Source organism: Vibrio sp. Vb1337 (assembly GCF_033338715.1).
GTDB lineage: Bacteria > Pseudomonadota > Gammaproteobacteria > Enterobacterales > Vibrionaceae > Vibrio > Vibrio alginolyticus.
The window spans coordinates 18,397-36,353 of record NZ_JAWOTD010000026.1 but is presented as its reverse complement, the minus strand read 5'-3'; the positions used below and the strand labels follow the sequence as shown (position 1 = coordinate 36,353).

Below are 17,957 nucleotides of genomic sequence, written 5' to 3'. Positions count from 1 at the left end.
CCATGAAATAACCAGATCAAAAAGAGGCAACCAATGGCTGCCTCTTTATATAACATCAATTCATGACTTAATTATTGCGCGACTTTTCCATGCGCTTGTGCATTCTGTCGCCACACTCTTGCATACGTTCATTTTGTAGCTCAACAAATTTCGCTTTCTGCTCAGGTGTTAATACGCTAAGCATTTGGTGCTTTCTTTCTAGCATTTGCACGCGACGTTCCGTTTGGCGCTCAACCATCTCTTTTGCTAATTCGGTAGCTTGAGCTTCATCAAAATTATCCGCCAGCAAAAGCGATTGCACTTTTGCGTGATGCGCTTGACGCTCAGTCATACGTGCTTCTTTGCCATCAGAGAATTTTGCTTTCATTTCCGCTTTGTTTGCTTCACGCATTTCTTTTAGCTGATCTTTTTGTGCATCAGTCAGGTCTAGTTGACGCATGACACCTCGGTCCATACCCATGCCGCATTCGTCACGAGGACCTTTATGATGGTTTTTACCACCGTAAGCGAATGCGCTTGCGGCGCCAAGAGTAAGAGGTAGAACAACAGCAGCTAACACAAGTTTTTTTGCAGACTTCATAATACGATTCCTTACACAGGTGAGTGGTTCTTCTGAGCTGTTCTCACAGCGCTTGAGTATAGAATACGACCCGCTAGGTAAAGCGACGTATAGGGAGCGTAAAGAATCGTAAAGAGTGATTTTTCTCCTCTTCGTTGCGCATCATTCCAATGTAATATTAGGCTATCGGTAACTTACTATAGGTGCCCCCATGGCAAACATTCTTTTAATCGATGACGATATCGAGCTAACCAGCTTATTAAAAGAAGTACTCAGTTTCGAAGGGTTTGACGTCAGCGAAGCAAATGACGGTGAAGCCGGCTTAGCCGCGATCAATGATAAGATTGATTTGATTTTGTTGGATGTCATGATGCCAAAACTCAATGGCATGGAAACGCTGAAACGCTTACGTGAAAATTGGGAAACTCCCGTCTTGATGCTGACCGCTAAAGGGGAAGAAATTGATCGCGTGATCGGCTTGGAACTGGGCGCGGATGATTATTTACCAAAACCTTTTAGTGACCGAGAGCTGTTAGCGCGTATCCGCGCGATTTTACGCCGCACTAGCAGCACACAAAAAAATACCAAAAACAGCGATTGCATTGAGTATCAAGAAATCCGCCTCTATCCCGGTAAGCAAGAAGCGTACTGTGAGCAACAGCTACTCGATCTCACGGCAACCGAGTTTGCGCTACTCACCCACTTCGTACAAAACCCAGGACAAGTGCTGACCAAAGAGACACTGAGCTTAGATGTGCTTGGTAAACGACTCGCTGCTTTTGATCGCGCTATCGATATGCATGTCTCGAACTTACGTAAAAAATTACCAGATCAAAGCAATGGCAAGCCGCGAATTAAAACCCTGCGTGGTCGTGGCTACATGCTGCTTGAGGAGGATTAATGCGCCTATCACGCATCAAACTGCCAAACATCAATAGCCTGTATGGACGCATCTTTGCCATTTTTTGGTTCACCATGTTATTAGTATTGATAGCCGTGCTATCACTGCCACATTTGGACCCACGCAAAGCTCGCGATATTCCAGAAGAACACTACAAACGTATGGTAGAAACGCGTGACTCAATCCAACAAAAATACAGCCAGCAAACTGATTTAGGCCGCATACTTTTTCGTATCGAGGGCAACCGCCACGGCAAGCACGACCCTCGCCCACGAGTGTTTTTTTCTGACTACAGCGGTAATGTTCTTACGACAGAAAAACGCAGCAATTTTCAATTGCGTGCCATGCAAAACTTTGTCACCAGTATCGAAGATTACAATAATCCAAAGCAGAAGCTGTATGGTCGATACATGATTGCGGGCCCAATTCCTATCACTTTGGCAGATTCCGATATCTTGATGTACGTGGGCTTCAAGTGGAATGAGCCACCACCTCTACTCCTGCGTCTGTTTGATCACCCATTCCAGCTCTTGCTTGCGGTCATGTTGGTTAGTACACCATTGCTGTTATGGCTTGCTTGGGCTTTGAGTCAGCCTGCACGTCGTCTTGAAGCCGCTGCTCAACGTGTAGCGAAAGGTGAATTTGTCACAGACCCAAATTTAGAAAAAGGCACGGCGGAATTTCGTCAAGCAGGCAGCAGCTTCAACCAGATGGTCGAAGCGGTTAATCAAATGATTTCAGGACAACAACGTTTGCTATCCGATATCTCTCACGAGCTGCGCTCACCTTTAACTCGTCTACGCATGGCAAGCGCATTAGCGACGCGTAAACAAGGAGAAAGCCCAGAATTGACTCGTATCGATACCGAAGCGCAGCGCTTGGAACAGATGATCAGCGAACTATTAGAGCTTTCTCGCATGCAGGCGAACAGTCATATGACTCGCGAAACACAGCCATTAGAAAGTTTATGGGAAGAGATCATTAAAGATGCGCAGTTTGAAGCAGAGCAAATGGGCAAACAGCTACACTATTCAGAATTACCTAAGCGCAATATTTCCGGTAACCCTAAACTGCTGATGAGTGCGGTGGAAAATATCGTTCGTAACGCCATTTACTACGGAAAAGATGAGGTACAAATCGACATCAAAGCCGATGACGATACGCTTCGTATCACGGTTGACGATAATGGAGAAGGTGTACCAGAAGAGGAACTGGCCGCGATTTTTCGCCCGTTCTATCGCGTTTCCACGGCACGCGATCGCCACTCTGGCGGCACAGGTCTCGGCCTAACCATTACCGAAAGTGCCATTCGCCAGCACAGTGGCACGATCGCAGCCAGCCGAAGTCCTTTAGGCGGATTGCGCATGAGTATCACCTTACCGATCAATTGTTAGTCTCAATTTGATGAACTAACAATAATTCGCACCATATTTCTAGAGTGAGTGATTCACAGCCCCACCCTCACTTTAGAAATTGGTGAGGCTTCTTAGAATACCCTTACAAAGATCAAAGTTGATAATAATTATCGTTAGCATTAAAGTAAATTTTCCAATTAAGGAGGATTTACTATGTCACATACATTTCCCGCTCTGCCTTACCCGTACGATTCACTAGAGCCGTACATCGATGCGAAAACCATGGAAGTGCATTACAGCAAACACCACAAGACGTACTTTGATAAGTTTATAAATGCCGTTGAAGGGAGTGAGCTCGAAACTCAGTCATTAGACGAGATCTTTGACAATATCTCTAAGCTCAGTCCAGCAGTACGTAATAATGGTGGCGGCTATTACAACCACATCATTTATTGGAATTGCATGTCACCAAACGGTGGCGGAGAGCCTCAAGGCGCGCTTGCTCAAGCAATTAACGATAAATTTGGTAGCTTTGCGCAATTTAAAGAGGCGTTTGCCCAAGCTGCCATCAATACCTTTGGGTCTGGCTTTGCATGGCTGATCGTAAAAGATGGTGAGATTCACATTACGTCCACCAGCAATCAAGATAACCCTCTGATGGACGTAGTGGATGTGCGCGGTGAACCAATCCTCGCATTAGACGTGTGGGAGCACGCGTATTACATCAGTTACCAAAACCGTCGCCCAGAATATATTGATGCGTGGTGGAACGTCGTCAACTGGCGAGCAGTTGAAGAAAACTATGCTCACGCTCTCTTATAAAAAGCATCACTACTTACGGTATTAACATCCGCGCTAATGCCTGCTTTCATACCCAGGTCAATTTTGCTGAATCTCGCATATTTCGGTGACTTGGGTATATACTGCCCCTCTCTTTGACCAACTCTATTTCAATACCATGTTTGATATCGCTTTATACGAACCAGAAATCGCGCCGAACACCGGCAACATCATTCGACTATGCGCCAACTGCGGTGCAAACCTTCACTTAATTGAACCTCTGGGTTTCGATCTTGAAGAGAAAAAAGTCCGCCGCGCTGGTTTGGATTACCATGATTTAGCTCGCGTAACGCGTCATAAAAACTATCAAGCGTTCTTAGAATATTTAGAGAAAGAGAAGCAAGGTAACTACCGATTGTTTGCCTGCACCACCAAAACCACAGGTCACCACGTTGATGCACAATACCAAACGGGTGATGTTTTGATGTTTGGTCCAGAAACTCGTGGTTTGCCTGCTGAAATCATCGATAGCTTGCCAATGGAGCAGCGTATTCGCATTCCAATGATGCCAGATGCGCGCAGCCTAAACCTTTCGAATGCCGTTGCGATCATTGCTTTTGAAGCATGGCGTCAAATGGGCTTTGAAGGCGCATTGTAAGCAGCACGAATTCCAAATACAGAAAAGGGCGCTTGGTGCGCCCTTTTGTTTTCTTTACTGTCTAACTCAATCAGTTGAGCTTGTTGCGATCATCATCGTCTTTACGCTCGTATTCCCCTTCGAAGGTCTTGCCATTATCTGACTGGGAATCAAATGGGTCACGACGGAACGGGTCTTGCTCAAATGGCCCCTGGTTAGAGAAACCACCTTGGAAGCCACCGCCATGCATGGTTTTCACCACCATTTTGCTCATCAAGTATTTAGCTATCGCGGCGCGTGGCGCAGGAAGCAACACCAACATACCAAGGGCATCGGTCATAAAGCCCGGGGTTAACAGTAGCACGCCAGCCACCGCTAGCATTACGCCTTCAAAAATTTGCTGGGCTGGAATTTCACCTTGTTCAAGACGCCCCTGTACTGACATCAGTGTTTGTATACCTTGGCTACGAACCAACGACGCACCAACAAATGCAGTGATTAAGACTAGTGCAATGGTCGGCCATAAACCTAAAAAGCCGCCCACCTGAATAAATAAGCCGATTTCAATGATCGGAACAAAAATAAACGCTAATAATAAGATAGGAAACACACGCCCTCCTTTGTTTAATTCAGTGTAATGGTAAAAGCAGACTAAGCTCAAACGAATCGTTGTAAAAAAGCGTGTTCATACTGGTCTCCTTCTTTTTTAGACAAAGTAGCGGGAGCGCGTTTCATTCAATTGCATACCGATTTTTTCGTGCTTTTAAAGTGCTAATTTCGAACTCTAAAAACTCATGTTTGTCGAGGAAAATCGAGTACCCATAAAGGGTTATTAATAACCCGTTCATACTTTGCAAATTATTGACTCATGAAAAACGAAAAAGGTGATCTAGTTACTATTTTTATGCGCTAGGTGCAGTATCATGTGCCACATAAGTCAGGACGGATTTTCCAGCCAAAAATTCTGATGAATGGATTCTAGATTGCAGAAATGGCTAATAAATAACTTTATTATCAGAATTATCATCTAAGGATCCTGCTATGGCTACCCTATCTGATGCTCCAAAAACAGCAAACCCAGCCACTCGTATTGAAGAAGATCTATTAGGTCAACGTCATGTCCCTGCAGATGCGTACTACGGTATTCATACGCTACGTGCGATCGAGAACTTCAACATCTCTAATATGACCATCTCTGACGTACCAGAATTTGTACGCGGCATGGTAATGACCAAAAAAGCAGCAGCGTTAGCAAACAAAGAACTTGGCGCTATTCCAAAAGACGTTGCAAACTACATCATCGAAGCGTGTGATTTGATCCTAGAAACTGGCAAGTGTATGGATCAGTTCCCATCAGACGTATTCCAAGGCGGTGCAGGCACTTCAGTTAACATGAACACGAACGAAGTGATCGCAAACGTTGCGCTTGAGTTGATGGGTAAAGAGAAAGGCCAATACGAATTTGTTAACCCAAATGACCATGTAAACAAGAGCCAATCAACCAACTGTGCGTACCCAACAGGTTTCCGTATTGCGGTATACAACAGCGTACACAAGCTAATGGAAGCAATTGAGTACCTAAAAGGCGCATTCGAACTTAAAGCCGTTGAGTTTAAAGATGTACTGAAAATGGGCCGTACTCAGCTTCAAGACGCAGTACCAATGACAGTAGGTCAAGAGTTCCATGCATGGGCGGTAACACTAAACGAAGAGATTCGTGCTCTAGATTACACATCTAAACTCCTCCTAGAAATCAACCTAGGCGCAACCGCAATCGGTACTGGTCTAAATACACCAACTGGCTACCAAGCGCTTGCAGTAAAACACCTAGCGGAAGTAACAGGCCTTGACGTTGTTGCAGCAGAAGACCTTATCGAAGCAACGTCTGACTGTGGTGCATACGTAATGACTCACGGCGCGCTAAAACGCCTAGCAGTGAAACTATCGAAGATCTGTAACGACCTTCGTCTACTTTCTTCTGGTCCTCGTGCGGGTCTAAATGAATTGAACCTACCTGAAATGCAAGCAGGCTCTTCAATCATGCCAGCTAAAGTAAACCCAGTTATCCCAGAAGTAGTAAACCAAGTTTGCTTCAAAGTTCTCGGTAACGACAACACGGTTTCTTTCGCAGCAGAAGGCGGTCAGCTACAGCTAAACGTTATGGAACCTGTGATCGCACAAAGTGTGTTTGAGTCTATCTCTCTACTACACAACGCGTGTGTGAACCTACGTGATAAATGTATCGACGGCATCACTGTGAACAAAGAAGTTTGCGAAAACTACGTTTACAACTCTATCGGTATCGTCACTTACCTAAACCCATACATCGGCCACCACGAAGGTGACATCGTAGGTAAGATTTGTGCAGAAACTGGTAAGAGTGTTCGTGAAGTCGTGCTAGAGCGCGGTCTGCTTACAGCAGAGGAGCTTGATGAAATCTTGTCAGTAGAAAACTTCATGCATCCTACTTACAAAGCAAAACGTTACGAGTAATAACGAATCCGAAGGGGGCCACTCAGGCCCCTTTTTTAGGCTCTCATACGGTTAACCACATTTTTTATATGCTTTTATTGCCGCTAAACCACTAGGTTCTCATTCTCTGAGCATTTACTCCTGTTCCTGAGTGTTCAAAAAATCAGAATCAAATAAAAAACTAAAGAGGTATCAATATGGTCATGGTCGAACTCTTCGTGGTTCTGCTCTTCATCTATTTGGGGGCAAGAATCGGTGGTATCGGCATTGGTTTTGCCGGTGGTGCTGGGGTCATTGCGTTGTCTTTGATCTTGGGCGTACCAACAAGCCAAGCTTACATTCCCGTTGACGTAATTTTGATCATCATGTCTGTAATCACCGCTATCGCAGCAATGCAGGTAGCGGGTGGTTTAGACTGGATGGTGCAAGTTGCTGAAAACTTTTTGCGCAAGCATCCTGAGCGCATCACCTTTTATGCGCCTATCGTAACTTACCTAATGACATTAATGGCGGGTACTGGCCACACGGCATTCTCTACTTTGCCAGTGATTGCAGAAGTAGCGAAAGGCCAAGGCGTGCGCCCTTCTCGTCCACTGTCTATCGCGGTCGTAGCATCGCAAATCGCTATCACCGCATCACCAATCTCAGCGGCTGTTGTAGCGTTCGCGGCAATGCTGCACCCATTTGGCGTTGACTACCTAACACTACTAGCAATCTGTATCCCAACGACGTTCATCGCGTGCATGATCGGTGCGTTCGTGGCGAACTTCATGGGCTGTGAGCTAAAAGACGATGCTGAATACCAAGAGCGTCTAGAAAAAGGCTTAATCAAGCTAAATACAGAAGCAAAACGCGAAATCCTACCAACAGCGAAGAAAGCAACATTCATCTTCCTAGGCGCAATCGCATTTGTCGTGTGTTACGCAGCAGCAATTTCTGGCTCTGTTGGCCTTATCGAGAACCCTGCTCTAGGTCGTAACGAAGCTATCATGACGGTAATGCTAGCAGCTGCGGCAGCTATCGTAATGAGCTGTAAAATCGATGCTGGCAAAATCCCAGCCGCAGCAACATTCCGCTCTGGTATGACAGCATGTGTGTGTGTTCTTGGTGTGGCATGGCTAGGTTCTACGTTCGTTAACGCGCACGTTGACGGCATCAAAGAAGTTGCGGGTGCGCTACTAGCAGACTACCCATGGATGCTAGCACTCGTTCTATTCTTCGCTTCAATGCTGCTTTACTCACAAGGTGCAACCACTGTTGCGCTGATGCCAGCAGCACTAGCAATCGGTGTCGCACCACTTACCGCAGTTGCATCTTTCGCAGCAGTAAGTGCGCTATTCGTGCTGCCAACTTACCCAACGCTACTTGCCGCGGTTGAGATGGACGACACGGGTTCAACTCGTATTGGTAAGTACGTATTCAACCACCCATTCTTTGTACCTGGTGTGGTAACCATCGCTTCTGCGGTAGCACTTGGCTTCGCATTCGGTGGTCTACTGATCTAGTAGAAACAGAGTCTTACTCGGGGAGCTTCGGCTCCCTTTTTTATTGCCTGTTGTCTTGATTTATGCTCAATAAATCTTCATTTTCATGAAACTTATTGACTCGCCTCCGGGTCTGATTGAGTTACACTAACGGCAATTATCTAAGATGAATTGACTCTTTTATGCGCGCATTACTTTCCGTTTTACTCTTAGGGCTCATTACCTTTTCCACTCCGTCTTTAGCTTTATTTGGCAAAGACCAGTTTAACAATAGCCAGAACAACAGTTTTGGTAGCAGCAGCGACAGCTTTGTTCCGGTTGATCAGGCGTTTCCATTTAACTTCTACCAGCAAGATGACAAATTGATGCTCGATTGGCAGGTACGTGACGGGTACTACCTATATCAAGAGCGCTTGTCTGTAGCTGGTGAAAAAGTATCGCTAGGCGAACTGCAAATGGAAGACGGCACACCGCATAAAGATGAATTCTTTGGTGACGTGCATATCTATACTCAACCTCTCTTCGTTAATGTACCAATGCATGATTGGCAAGACGGTGCGCGCGTGGTGGTGCAATACCAAGGTTGTGCGAAAGCAGGCTTCTGTTACCCGCCAGAAACTCGCGTGATTCCTATCAGCGCGTTTACTTCGTCGAACTCAGATTCAACAACGGCGACAACTGCATCAAAAGCAGAACAGGCACCAACAGCAACGCCACCAGCGGCGCAATCATCTACGTCTGGTGACACATCATCGGCGCCAGTAACACAGCAAGATAGCCTTGCAGCCAACCTTGCTGATAACTGGTGGACACCACTTCTGTTCTTAGCGCTTGGTGTGGGCTTGGCGTTTACACCTTGTGTGCTGCCGATGTACCCAATTCTGACCAGCATAGTGCTTGGCAGTGGCAAACTAAGCCAACGCCGCGCGCTAGGCTTGTCATTCGTCTACGTGCAAGGCATGGCACTGACTTACACCCTACTCGGCCTTGTGGTGGCATCTGCAGGTATGCAGTTCCAAGCGGCAATGCAACACCCTTATGTGCTGATTGGTTTGAGCGTACTGTTCATCGCACTCGCTTTGTCTATGTTTGGTCTGTACTCATTACAGCTACCAAGCAACGTTCAAACGTGGTTAAACAACCTCAGCAACAAACAGCAAGGCGGCAGCAGTGCAGGCGTATTCGCCATGGGGGCGATTTCTGGACTGGTGTGCTCACCATGTACCACGGCACCTCTGTCTGGTGCGCTACTTTACGTTGCACAAAGCGGCGATTTGCTTACCGGTGGTATCGCGTTATACGCGCTGGCGATGGGCATGGGTATTCCGCTGATTCTTGTTGCGGTCTTCGGCAACAAACTGCTACCAAAAGCAGGTGGTTGGATGGACCGAGTGAAAACACTCTTCGGCTTTATTCTGCTTGCCGCACCTATCTTCTTACTAGAACGTATCATGCCAGAAATGTGGTCAACGATTCTGTGGTCAGCACTGGGTATTGCTGCTTTTGGTTGGCTATACCACATCAAAAACAGTCTAGAGTTTGGTGGCTGGAAACAAAGTGCCGTGGGCATAATCGCCGTCTTAGGTTTGCTAGCCTCAGCACAACCTATTTTAAATTACTGGTTTGGCAACAGCACAACACAAACTCAGCAAGCCACTGTTAGCTTTACTCGCATTGCTAACGTGGCGGAGCTTGAAGAACAACTGGCACTTGCGAAAGCGGCAGGTAAACCCGTCATGCTCGATTTCTACGCCGATTGGTGTGTAGCATGTAAAGAGTTTGAAAAGTACACCTTCCATGACCCAAGCGTCGAAGCCAAACTGCAAGACTTCGTTCTTCTGCAAGCGGACGTGACCAAAAACCAAGTGCAAGACATCGAACTACTGAAGCACATGAGTGTGCTTGGTTTACCAACAATTGAGTTTTGGGATGCCAGTGGTGAACGCGTTTCAAACGCTCGTTTGACGGGCTTTATGCAAGCCGAGCCTTTCTTAGAGCATATCAAGCAGTTCTGATAACCAGATATTCAAACGCCAGTGATGTCCACTGGCGTTTTTTATTGCTCAGATTTGAATAAGAACATTGCGTTTATATGCAATTTTCCTAATAAAAGTCGATTTGGTTCAGACTTTTAGCGAATAAATATTGTCCACTCTCTCAAAGCTGGACAATAATAAATTTAACGAAATAGTCAAAAGTGTTTAACGTCATGGATTCGACCTACACCATCATTATTGCAGATGATCACCCACTCTTCCGGAATGCCTTGTTTCAATCTATCCACATGGCTATTAGTGGTGCAAATTTGCTGGAAGCGGACTCACTCGACGCACTTCTGGCTTTGTTGGAGCGAGAGGAAGAGCCAGATTTAGTGCTATTGGATCTCAAAATGCCAGGAGCAAATGGTATGTCTGGCTTGATTCATTTGCGAGCAGAGCATCCAGATTTACCTATCGTCGTCGTTTCAGCGAGTGAAGAGCCGGCGATCGTGACGCAGGTGAAAAGCCATGGTGCATTTGGTTTTATTCCCAAGTCCAGCGACATGCGCGAATTAGTGAACGCGCTCAATCAAGTGCTGAATGGCGACCCATACTTCCCTGAAGGGTTGATCACCAATAACGCGGCATGTAATGACTTAGCGGAAAAGATTGCTGCGCTAACACCGCAGCAATATAAAGTGTTGGGAATGTTGTCCGATGGCTTGCTGAACAAGCAAATCGCTTACGAATTGAATGTTTCAGAAGCCACCATAAAAGCGCACATGACAGCGATTTTCCGTAAGCTCGGTGTAAAGAACCGCACGCAAGCCGTGATTATGCTGACGGAAATGAGCGACTAGATTGACGTCTTATCGTCAGACTTACTTTTTTCGTTTGGCAATCGGATACCGACTTTCGTGACCTGCTGATCAACAACATCAGCGACGATCCAATGCAAACCTTGCCACTCGAAATGGTCTCCCAATACTGGCGTGCTACCTAATTGCTCTTCGACAAGGTTTCTCAAACTTTTATCCAGCGGTTCATCCCCCAGATTCAAACCATACATCACGGCAATATCGGCAAGCTTCACTTCAATATCGAGGAAGAAGTCACCGAAGAATCGCGCTAGCGACGCTTTCTCTGGGGCTTCACTAAACAGTAAGCTCAGTGCATCTAAATCCTTTTCTTGTGCTAATACACACAAGGTATCATCTTCCTCAAGACGCGTACTGCCGGATGGGTGCAATAGCTCTTTACTGCGAAATACAGCGGCGATACGCGTTCCTTCCGGCATCGAAAGACTACGTAATGGCTCACCAATGCACCATTTATCTGCTTTAAGTCTATAGATAAACAGCTCCCACTCACTGGTCGGGTAAATCTCTACACCCGTACGCGAAATTGGCTCAGGCTTAGAAGGTAGCTCGACCTTTGCAAGAGACATCGCCTTAGTCAACGTGCCCCCTTGTACTATCAAAGACACCATTACTACAAAGAATGCCAAATTGAAGTACAGTTGAGCATCTGGCAACCCTGCCATCATCGGAAATACCGCGAGGATGATAGGTACAGCACCACGCAGTCCTACCCAAGAGACAAACCACTTTTCACGTGGCGTGAAACTCTTGAATGGCAGTAAACCAATCCAAACTGAGATTGGTCGGGCAAACAAAATCATCCCGAAAGCAAGCGCAAGACCTGGCAACGCAATAGAGAGTAAATCGGATGGTGTAACCAACAAACCAAGCACCAAGAACATACCAATTTGAGCTAGCCACGTCATACCATCTAAAACATGAAGAATAGAGTGGCGGCTGCGTGTTGGACGGTTACCTAATAAAAGACCAACAAGGTAAATCGACAAAATACCACTGCCACCCAAAGTGTTAGATAAAGCGAAAATAAGCAAGCCACCACTGACCGTTAAAATAGAATACAGCCCATCTGGTAATTGATTGCGATTGATAACTTTCCATAAGATCCAGCCACCAGCGAAGCCAAGTAACGCGCCGATACCAAACTGCTTAAGAAAACTGAACGCCAAAAAGCCCGCACTTAAATCTGCGCCAGGGTTCGCTAAAATAGCAATCAGAGTTACGGTCAGAAACACCGCCATAGGGTCATTGGTGCCGGATTCAATTTCCAGCGTTGAACCAACACGTTCGTTCAGGCTACGACCTTTGAGTAGAGAGAAGACCGCGGCAGCATCGGTGGAGCCAACAATCGCACCAACCAATATGCCTTGCAATAAATCTAAGTCGAATAACCACGTTGCCATCAGCCCGGTCAAAATGGTGGTGATCGCAACGCCAAATGTCGCCAAAGAGACCGAGGGCCATAACGCAACCCTAAAGCTGGCGACCCGCGTTCTCATCCCACCATCAAGCAAAATGATGGCTAATGCGAGGTTACTAACCAAATAAGCGATCGAAAAGTTATCGAATAAGATGCCGCCTAAGCCGTCTTCCCCCGCCAGCATTCCAACGGCTAAAAATACCAAAAGAATTGGGATTCCCAACTTAGAAGACACTGGGCTTAAAAGAACGCTAAGTGCGATTAACAACGCACCTATTAGAAAAAAACTGTTAATGGTGTCTGCGTCCATTCTCACCCTCCCTTAATGAAAAACGATAATAATTGTGATGAGCAAGGCTACTTCGTTAATGAGGTAATGCCCTAATCTGCCTCCCCTTTACACCGTCTCAAAATGCGAGGTTGTACGAGAATGACTCAGTTATATTACTTTATTGTGCGTTAAAACGGTGATTTGATGCGAAAACTTTATGTAAATAAATTACTTGTGATCTTTCTTATCTACGCCTTCTCTCATTGAGAGCCACAAGATCACCACCAATATTTACACAGCATCTCCAAATTCAATGAAGAAAAGATTAATGGCCAGTCTTAATCATGCTTGTTTATCCAATCAACCTTTAGACCTTTGGCTAACTTAACAGTTTATTAACATAACATTTTACCCCTTTATTCGCTGCAAAAGCCCATAGTATGGAGGTTCTTCATTTTTAACACCCCGACTAAAGTTGAAAAGAGTTATTGCCAACACCTTGCTAATGTACACATTGAAACATTTCATTAACAACAATACCAATCGTAAGGAGACGGCAATGGCATTTGAAAGCGAAGAAAGAGCCAAAGCCTATTGGGACAAAAACGTGAAGCTCATGATCGGCCTAATGGTCATCTGGTTCGTCGTGTCTTTCGGCTGCGGCATTTTATTTGTCGACGTACTAAATCAATTTCAACTGGGCGGTTACAAACTCGGTTTCTGGTTTGCTCAACAAGGCTCCATCTATGCCTTCCTAGGAATTATTTTCTATTACGCATGGAAGATGCGCCAAATTGACCGTGAATTCGGCGTGGACGAATAAGGAGTCACTCAGATGGATTTGAAAACTATTACCTACCTGGTCGTTGGCGCCACGTTCATCCTGTACATCGGGATTGCTATTTGGGCTCGCGCCGGCTCAACCAAAGAGTTTTATGTTGCTGGTGGCGGTGTAAACCCGATTGCAAACGGTATGGCAACCGCAGCCGATTGGATGTCCGCAGCGTCCTTTATCTCAATGGCAGGCTTAATTGCCTTCATGGGCTATGGCGGCTCAGTATTTCTAATGGGTTGGACTGGTGGCTACGTTCTGCTTGCGCTGTTGCTAGCGCCTTACCTACGCAAATTTGGTAAGTTTACGGTGCCAGAGTTTGTTGGTGAACGCTTTTACTCCAACACAGCACGTATCGTAGCGGTTGTTTGTCTTATCATCGCATCAGTGACTTATGTTATCGGTCAGATGAAAGGCGTGGGCGTTGCGTTTGGTCGCTTCTTAGAAGTGGATTACTCCACTGGCCTATTAATTGGTATGTGTATCGTTTTCATGTACGCGGTTCTTGGCGGCATGAAAGGCATCACTTACACGCAGATTGCTCAATATTGCGTACTCATTCTTGCTTACACTATCCCTGCAATCTTTATCTCTCTGCAACTCACTGGTAACCCAATCCCACAAATTGGTCTAGGGAGTACCATGGCTGGTACCGATGTCTATCTACTCGATCGGCTTGACCAAGTGGTGACCGAACTCGGATTCAGTGAATACACGACCCAAGTACGTGGCGACACACTTAATATGTTTGTCTACACCATGTCACTGATGATTGGTACTGCCGGTCTACCACACGTAATTATCCGTTTCTTTACCGTGCCGAAGGTTCGCGACGCACGTACATCAGCAGGCTGGGCTCTGATCTTCATCGCAATCCTTTACACTACTGCACCAGCGGTATCAGCGATGGCTCGTCTCAACCTAATGAATACGGTAAATCCAGCTCCGGGTCAGCACCTAGCGTATGACGAGCGTCCTGCGTGGTTCAAAAACTGGGAAACAACTGGACTACTCGGTTTTGACGATAAAAATGGCGATGGCAATATCCAATACACTTCAGATGCGTCCACCAACGAACTGCGCGTTGATAACGACATCATGGTATTGGCTAACCCAGAGATCGCTAAACTACCAAACTGGGTGATTGCACTTGTGGCAGCAGGTGGTCTTGCAGCTGCACTATCTACCGCAGCAGGTTTACTACTCGCCATTTCTTCAGCTATTTCCCATGACTTAATCAAAGGGGTTATCAATCCGAACATATCCGAGAAAAAAGAGCTACTTGCTAGTCGAATATCAATGGCAGTAGCGATAGCAGCCGCAGGCTATCTCGGTTTAAATCCGCCTGGATTTGCCGCAGGTACGGTAGCACTCGCCTTTGGTCTTGCCGCTTCATCCATCTTCCCTGCATTGATGATGGGCATCTTCAGCAAGAGCATCAACAAAGAAGGCGCAATCGCCGGTATGATTGCGGGTATCAGTATTACGCTGTTCTACGTATTCCAACACAAAGGCATTCTTTTCGTTGCTGATTGGAAATATCTAGAAAGCTGGGGAACAAACTGGTTCCTGGGTATTGAGCCAAACGCGTTTGGTGCTATTGGCGCACTATTTAACTTCATCGTCGCATTCGCTGTCTCCAAAGTAACAGCAGAAACGCCACAAGAAGTAAAAGACCTAGTCGAACACGTTCGCGTGCCAGTAGGTGCTGGTAGTGCAGTGGATCACTAAAAACTAATCAAAACCACAAAAGCCCCGTTTGGAACCAGCCGTCCGGGGCTTTTTTATTCTCACTTTTCAGTTACCATATTCGCAGTATGTCGTTGCAAGGAAGCCAAGATGTTCAAAAACAAGCACTTTATTCTCGCTCTACTGATTGCGCCAGTTCTCTCTTTGATCGCTTACTTCGGTACCGATATGGCCCTCAGCGAGAAGCCCCACGCGGCGCAAGAAGGGGAAACTTACAAACTCGCGAGTAAGTCTAATTGTCGTTACACCAGTGGTCTGTGTGATATGGAAAATGGCGATTTTAAAGTGAAATTTCGCTCGGAAAAACTCACTAAAAATAACTTAGAATTATCACTCAACGCCGCTTACCCACTCGAAGGTGTTAAAGTTTCTATTGTGAGTGACAAAGAGAAAAACGCTCAACCGATTGATATGAAGCCCGCCGATCAAGCAGGCCAAAGCTGGTACATCACCTTACCAAAGCCTGCATCTGCAGAAAGCTGGTTAAGAGTCGTCATTCAATCAGGCGGTACACTGTATTATGGTGAAACACAAACCGCATTTGTGAAGTACGAAACCTTATTTACTGAATAACGGTGACAAGCTAATTCACCGGTATTCAAACGACAGTGACTTAGTTTCACTCAGCATAAATGAATTCCTACTCAGCCGACGCCTTTGCGTCGGCTTTTGTTTCCGTAAGTCTTTCTTCAACAACCTCTTACTCTAAAAAGGGTTGCCAACTCACAATTTAATTGATAATAATTATCATTACATTTGATGAGAGGTGGTTATGGACAACAAACGGGACATCTTTAAGGCATTTTTTAAAGCCCAAGATAGATTCCTTCTCGCCGCACCACATGGCTTTGAGCCAGACGTGATTCATGACTATATTCATTGGGGAATGGTGTTGTCTTCTTGTTATGAACACGATGCCGATGAAGAAAATCTATTGTTGTGTGAGCTGTTTTTACGTCAGGTTTATTTCCATTTACTAGACGCAATTCAAGACTCAACTCGCAGTCGTATCTTCCGTCGTATCTGTCTCGATTCTATCCATACGCCATTATTCTGCCTCAAACGCTATTACTACCAGTTTGAACAAGGCGACGTGAAATTTCTCGCACTACAACAACAATTACGCCTGATTCAAATCTCACTCGATTAACCAAAAGGATCCCTACCATGAGCACCGAATTCCGCATAGAAACTGACAGTATGGGCGAAGTAACTGTCCCTGCAGATGCTCTCTACCAAGCCCAAACTCAACGCGCCGTCGATAACTTCTCATTCAGTCAACATAAAATGCCATCTGGTTTTATCAAAGCGTTAGCACACATCAAGCAGACTGCGGCACTCACCAACGCACAGCTAGGGCTGCTTGAAGGAGATATTGCCAACGCGATTGCTGACGCAGCTCAAGCAATTATCGAAGGCAATCATATTGAGCAATTCCCAATTGACGTATTTCAAACCGGATCAGGTACTAGCTCAAATATGAATGCGAATGAAGTAATTGCAACACTGGCCTCCCAGCATCTAGGCGGCACTGTCAGCCCTAATGATCACGTCAACATGGGGCAAAGCAGCAACGATGTGGTACCAACGGCCATTCAAGTTAGCGCAGCATTAGCCATTGAAAAACAGCTCTTCCCGGCCCTGTCACACCTCAGCCAAACACTAGAGTCTAAGCAACAAGCATTGAAAGATGTTGTAAAAACCGGTCGCACCCACTTAATGGACGCGATGCCAATTACCTTTGCTCAAGAACTTGGCGGTTGGCAGTTCCAAATCGAGCATGCAAAACAAGCGATTGAACAAGCACTTCCTGCTGTAAAAGCCTTAGCCCAAGGTGGTACGGCGGTTGGAACGGGGATCAATGCCGATCCACGCTTTGCAGACTTATTCGCTAGCAACCTAACCCAGTCAACTCGTATTCAGTTCACGGCCAGTGATAACTTCTTTTTCAATTTAAGCAGTCAAGATGCGATCGTCGCTCTGTCGGGACAGCTCAAAACAGCAGCAGTTGCGATCATGAAGATCGCAAACGATCTTCGTTGGATGAATTCAGGCCCATTGGCTGGTTTAGGTGAGATAGAATTACAAGGCTTGCAACCGGGTTCTTCCATCATGCCTGGCAAAGTAAATCCTGTGATCCCAGAAGCCGCAGCTATGGCATCAGCGCAAGTCATTGGTAATGACACCACCATTACCGTCGCAGGCCAAGCGGGCAACTTCCAGCTTAACGTCATGCTGCCAGTTATTGCTCATAACGTATTGGAGAGTATCGAGTTACTCTCTAACAGCGCAACTGCTTTAGCTGACAAAGCCATTGCGACGTTTGAAGTTCGCCAAGATAACTTGGATGTAGCACTCGCCAAAAACCCAATTTTGGTTACGGCTCTCAACCCGGTCATTGGTTACCTAAAAGCGGCAGAAGTCGCGAAAAAAGCCTACAAACAGGGACGCGCGATTATTGATGTCGCGGAAGAAGAAACTGATTTGGATAGAGCCACACTAGAGCGATTGCTTAATCCAGCCAAACTGACCCAAGGCGGCGTCGCAGAATAAACGGCAAACTCAGCCTATCAACTAAGATTACAAACATCGAGACCTCCATTCGGAGGTCTCTTTTATAGCGATTTTTCAAACACTCCA

At 46.0% G+C, this 17,957-nt stretch carries 16 protein-coding genes; 13 read left to right on the top strand and 3 right to left on the bottom strand.

All coding sequences use genetic code 11. From position 1 onward, the window contains the following. Positions 1-67 precede the first annotated feature (67 nt). Entirely contained in the window at positions 68-580 is a 513-nt protein-coding gene (locus R7E42_RS21045) for a CpxP family protein (protein WP_054575301.1), read from the bottom strand. Positions 581-770: 190 nt separating this feature from the next. Here R7E42_RS21045 and R7E42_RS21040 point away from each other — a divergent pair, with 190 nt between their 5' ends. From R7E42_RS21040 to trmL, 4 genes are all read left to right on the top strand, one after another. After that, the gene (locus R7E42_RS21040) at positions 771-1,460 is read left to right on the top strand and encodes a response regulator (protein ID WP_005382384.1); all 690 of its coding nucleotides are present in this window, start codon (positions 771-773) and stop codon (positions 1,458-1,460) included. After that, positions 1,460-2,854, top strand: coding sequence for an envelope stress sensor histidine kinase CpxA (cpxA, locus tag R7E42_RS21035; protein ID WP_170894109.1), 1,395 nt, complete (start codon positions 1,460-1,462; stop codon positions 2,852-2,854). The genes R7E42_RS21040 and cpxA overlap by 1 nt, the downstream gene beginning before the upstream one ends. A gap of 174 nt (positions 2,855-3,028) precedes the next feature. After that, a complete protein-coding gene (locus R7E42_RS21030; RefSeq protein ID WP_262630482.1) occupies positions 3,029-3,637 on the top strand; it encodes a superoxide dismutase in 609 nt (202 codons plus the stop codon). Between the two features lie 136 nt (positions 3,638-3,773). Then, positions 3,774-4,253 (top strand): tRNA (uridine(34)/cytosine(34)/5-carboxymethylaminomethyluridine(34)-2'-O)-methyltransferase TrmL, encoded by a 480-nt coding sequence (gene trmL / locus R7E42_RS21025; protein ID WP_025768811.1) that lies wholly within the window; start codon positions 3,774-3,776, stop codon positions 4,251-4,253. Positions 4,254-4,323: 70 nt separating this feature from the next. Here the strand turns inward: trmL and R7E42_RS21020 are convergent, their stop codons facing one another. Beyond that, positions 4,324-4,842, bottom strand: a complete 519-nt coding sequence (locus R7E42_RS21020) for an FxsA family protein (protein WP_005386383.1) — start codon at positions 4,840-4,842, stop codon at positions 4,324-4,326. Positions 4,843-5,273: 431 nt separating this feature from the next. Between R7E42_RS21020 and aspA the strand changes: the two genes are divergently transcribed. The 4 genes from aspA to R7E42_RS21000 all read left to right on the top strand — a co-directional run bounded on the left by aspA (position 5,274) and on the right by R7E42_RS21000 (position 11,027). Beyond that, positions 5,274-6,725 (top strand): aspartate ammonia-lyase, encoded by a 1,452-nt coding sequence (gene aspA / locus R7E42_RS21015; RefSeq protein ID WP_005382379.1) that lies wholly within the window; start codon positions 5,274-5,276, stop codon positions 6,723-6,725. A 176-nt stretch (positions 6,726-6,901) separates the two neighbouring features. Beyond that, positions 6,902-8,209 (top strand): anaerobic C4-dicarboxylate transporter, encoded by a 1,308-nt coding sequence (locus R7E42_RS21010; protein WP_005382378.1) that lies wholly within the window; start codon positions 6,902-6,904, stop codon positions 8,207-8,209. 161 nt (positions 8,210-8,370) lie between these two features. Continuing rightward, positions 8,371-10,203 carry a protein-disulfide reductase DsbD gene (locus R7E42_RS21005; protein ID WP_318072974.1) on the top strand — a complete coding sequence of 611 codons (1,833 nt, stop codon included), beginning with the start codon at positions 8,371-8,373 and terminating at the stop codon, positions 10,201-10,203. Between the two features lie 194 nt (positions 10,204-10,397). Then, positions 10,398-11,027, top strand: coding sequence for a response regulator (locus R7E42_RS21000; RefSeq protein ID WP_005382375.1), 630 nt, complete (start codon positions 10,398-10,400; stop codon positions 11,025-11,027). On the opposite strand, the gene R7E42_RS20995 is transcribed toward R7E42_RS21000, so the two are convergent. Continuing rightward, the gene (locus R7E42_RS20995; protein ID WP_318072973.1) at positions 11,024-12,775 is read right to left on the bottom strand and encodes a potassium/proton antiporter; all 1,752 of its coding nucleotides are present in this window, start codon (positions 12,773-12,775) and stop codon (positions 11,024-11,026) included. The genes R7E42_RS21000 and R7E42_RS20995 overlap by 4 nt on opposite strands. 520 nt (positions 12,776-13,295) lie before the next feature. Between R7E42_RS20995 and R7E42_RS20990 the strand changes: the two genes are divergently transcribed. From R7E42_RS20990 to R7E42_RS20970, 5 genes are all read left to right on the top strand, one after another. Continuing rightward, the gene (locus R7E42_RS20990; protein WP_005382373.1) at positions 13,296-13,559 is read left to right on the top strand and encodes a DUF4212 domain-containing protein; all 264 of its coding nucleotides are present in this window, start codon (positions 13,296-13,298) and stop codon (positions 13,557-13,559) included. A gap of 12 nt (positions 13,560-13,571) precedes the next feature. Beyond that, positions 13,572-15,299, top strand: a complete 1,728-nt coding sequence (locus R7E42_RS20985) for a sodium:solute symporter family protein (protein WP_005382372.1) — start codon at positions 13,572-13,574, stop codon at positions 15,297-15,299. A gap of 108 nt (positions 15,300-15,407) precedes the next feature. After that, a complete protein-coding gene (locus R7E42_RS20980; protein WP_005382371.1) occupies positions 15,408-15,890 on the top strand; it encodes a hypothetical protein in 483 nt (160 codons plus the stop codon). A gap of 199 nt (positions 15,891-16,089) precedes the next feature. Further along, positions 16,090-16,467, top strand: coding sequence for a hypothetical protein (locus R7E42_RS20975; RefSeq protein ID WP_318072972.1), 378 nt, complete (start codon positions 16,090-16,092; stop codon positions 16,465-16,467). Between the two features lie 17 nt (positions 16,468-16,484). Next, positions 16,485-17,870 (top strand): class II fumarate hydratase, encoded by a 1,386-nt coding sequence (locus R7E42_RS20970; RefSeq protein WP_017635560.1) that lies wholly within the window; start codon positions 16,485-16,487, stop codon positions 17,868-17,870. Positions 17,871-17,957 lie beyond the last annotated feature (87 nt).

Excerpts from the sequence above, each read along its gene's own strand:
- R7E42_RS21030 (WP_262630482.1), top strand. The coding sequence starts at position 3,029 with ATGTCACATACATTTCCCGCTCTGCCTTACCCGTACGATTCACTAGAG.
- R7E42_RS21045 (WP_054575301.1), bottom strand. The coding sequence starts at position 580 with ATGAAGTCTGCAAAAAAACTTGTGTTAGCTGCTGTTGTTCTACCTCTT.
- R7E42_RS21005 (WP_318072974.1), top strand. The coding sequence starts at position 8,371 with ATGCGCGCATTACTTTCCGTTTTACTCTTAGGGCTCATTACCTTTTCC.
- R7E42_RS20975 (WP_318072972.1), top strand. The coding sequence starts at position 16,090 with ATGGACAACAAACGGGACATCTTTAAGGCATTTTTTAAAGCCCAAGAT.
- R7E42_RS20970 (WP_017635560.1), top strand. The coding sequence starts at position 16,485 with ATGAGCACCGAATTCCGCATAGAAACTGACAGTATGGGCGAAGTAACT.
- R7E42_RS21010 (WP_005382378.1), top strand. The coding sequence starts at position 6,902 with ATGGTCATGGTCGAACTCTTCGTGGTTCTGCTCTTCATCTATTTGGGG.
- trmL (WP_025768811.1), top strand. The coding sequence starts at position 3,774 with ATGTTTGATATCGCTTTATACGAACCAGAAATCGCGCCGAACACCGGC.
- R7E42_RS20995 (WP_318072973.1), bottom strand. The coding sequence starts at position 12,775 with ATGGACGCAGACACCATTAACAGTTTTTTTCTAATAGGTGCGTTGTTA.
- R7E42_RS21000 (WP_005382375.1), top strand. The coding sequence starts at position 10,398 with ATGGATTCGACCTACACCATCATTATTGCAGATGATCACCCACTCTTC.
- R7E42_RS21040 (WP_005382384.1), top strand. The coding sequence starts at position 771 with ATGGCAAACATTCTTTTAATCGATGACGATATCGAGCTAACCAGCTTA.
- R7E42_RS20990 (WP_005382373.1), top strand. The coding sequence starts at position 13,296 with ATGGCATTTGAAAGCGAAGAAAGAGCCAAAGCCTATTGGGACAAAAAC.
- aspA (WP_005382379.1), top strand. The coding sequence starts at position 5,274 with ATGGCTACCCTATCTGATGCTCCAAAAACAGCAAACCCAGCCACTCGT.
- R7E42_RS20980 (WP_005382371.1), top strand. The coding sequence starts at position 15,408 with ATGTTCAAAAACAAGCACTTTATTCTCGCTCTACTGATTGCGCCAGTT.
- cpxA (WP_170894109.1), top strand. The coding sequence starts at position 1,460 with ATGCGCCTATCACGCATCAAACTGCCAAACATCAATAGCCTGTATGGA.
- R7E42_RS20985 (WP_005382372.1), top strand. The coding sequence starts at position 13,572 with ATGGATTTGAAAACTATTACCTACCTGGTCGTTGGCGCCACGTTCATC.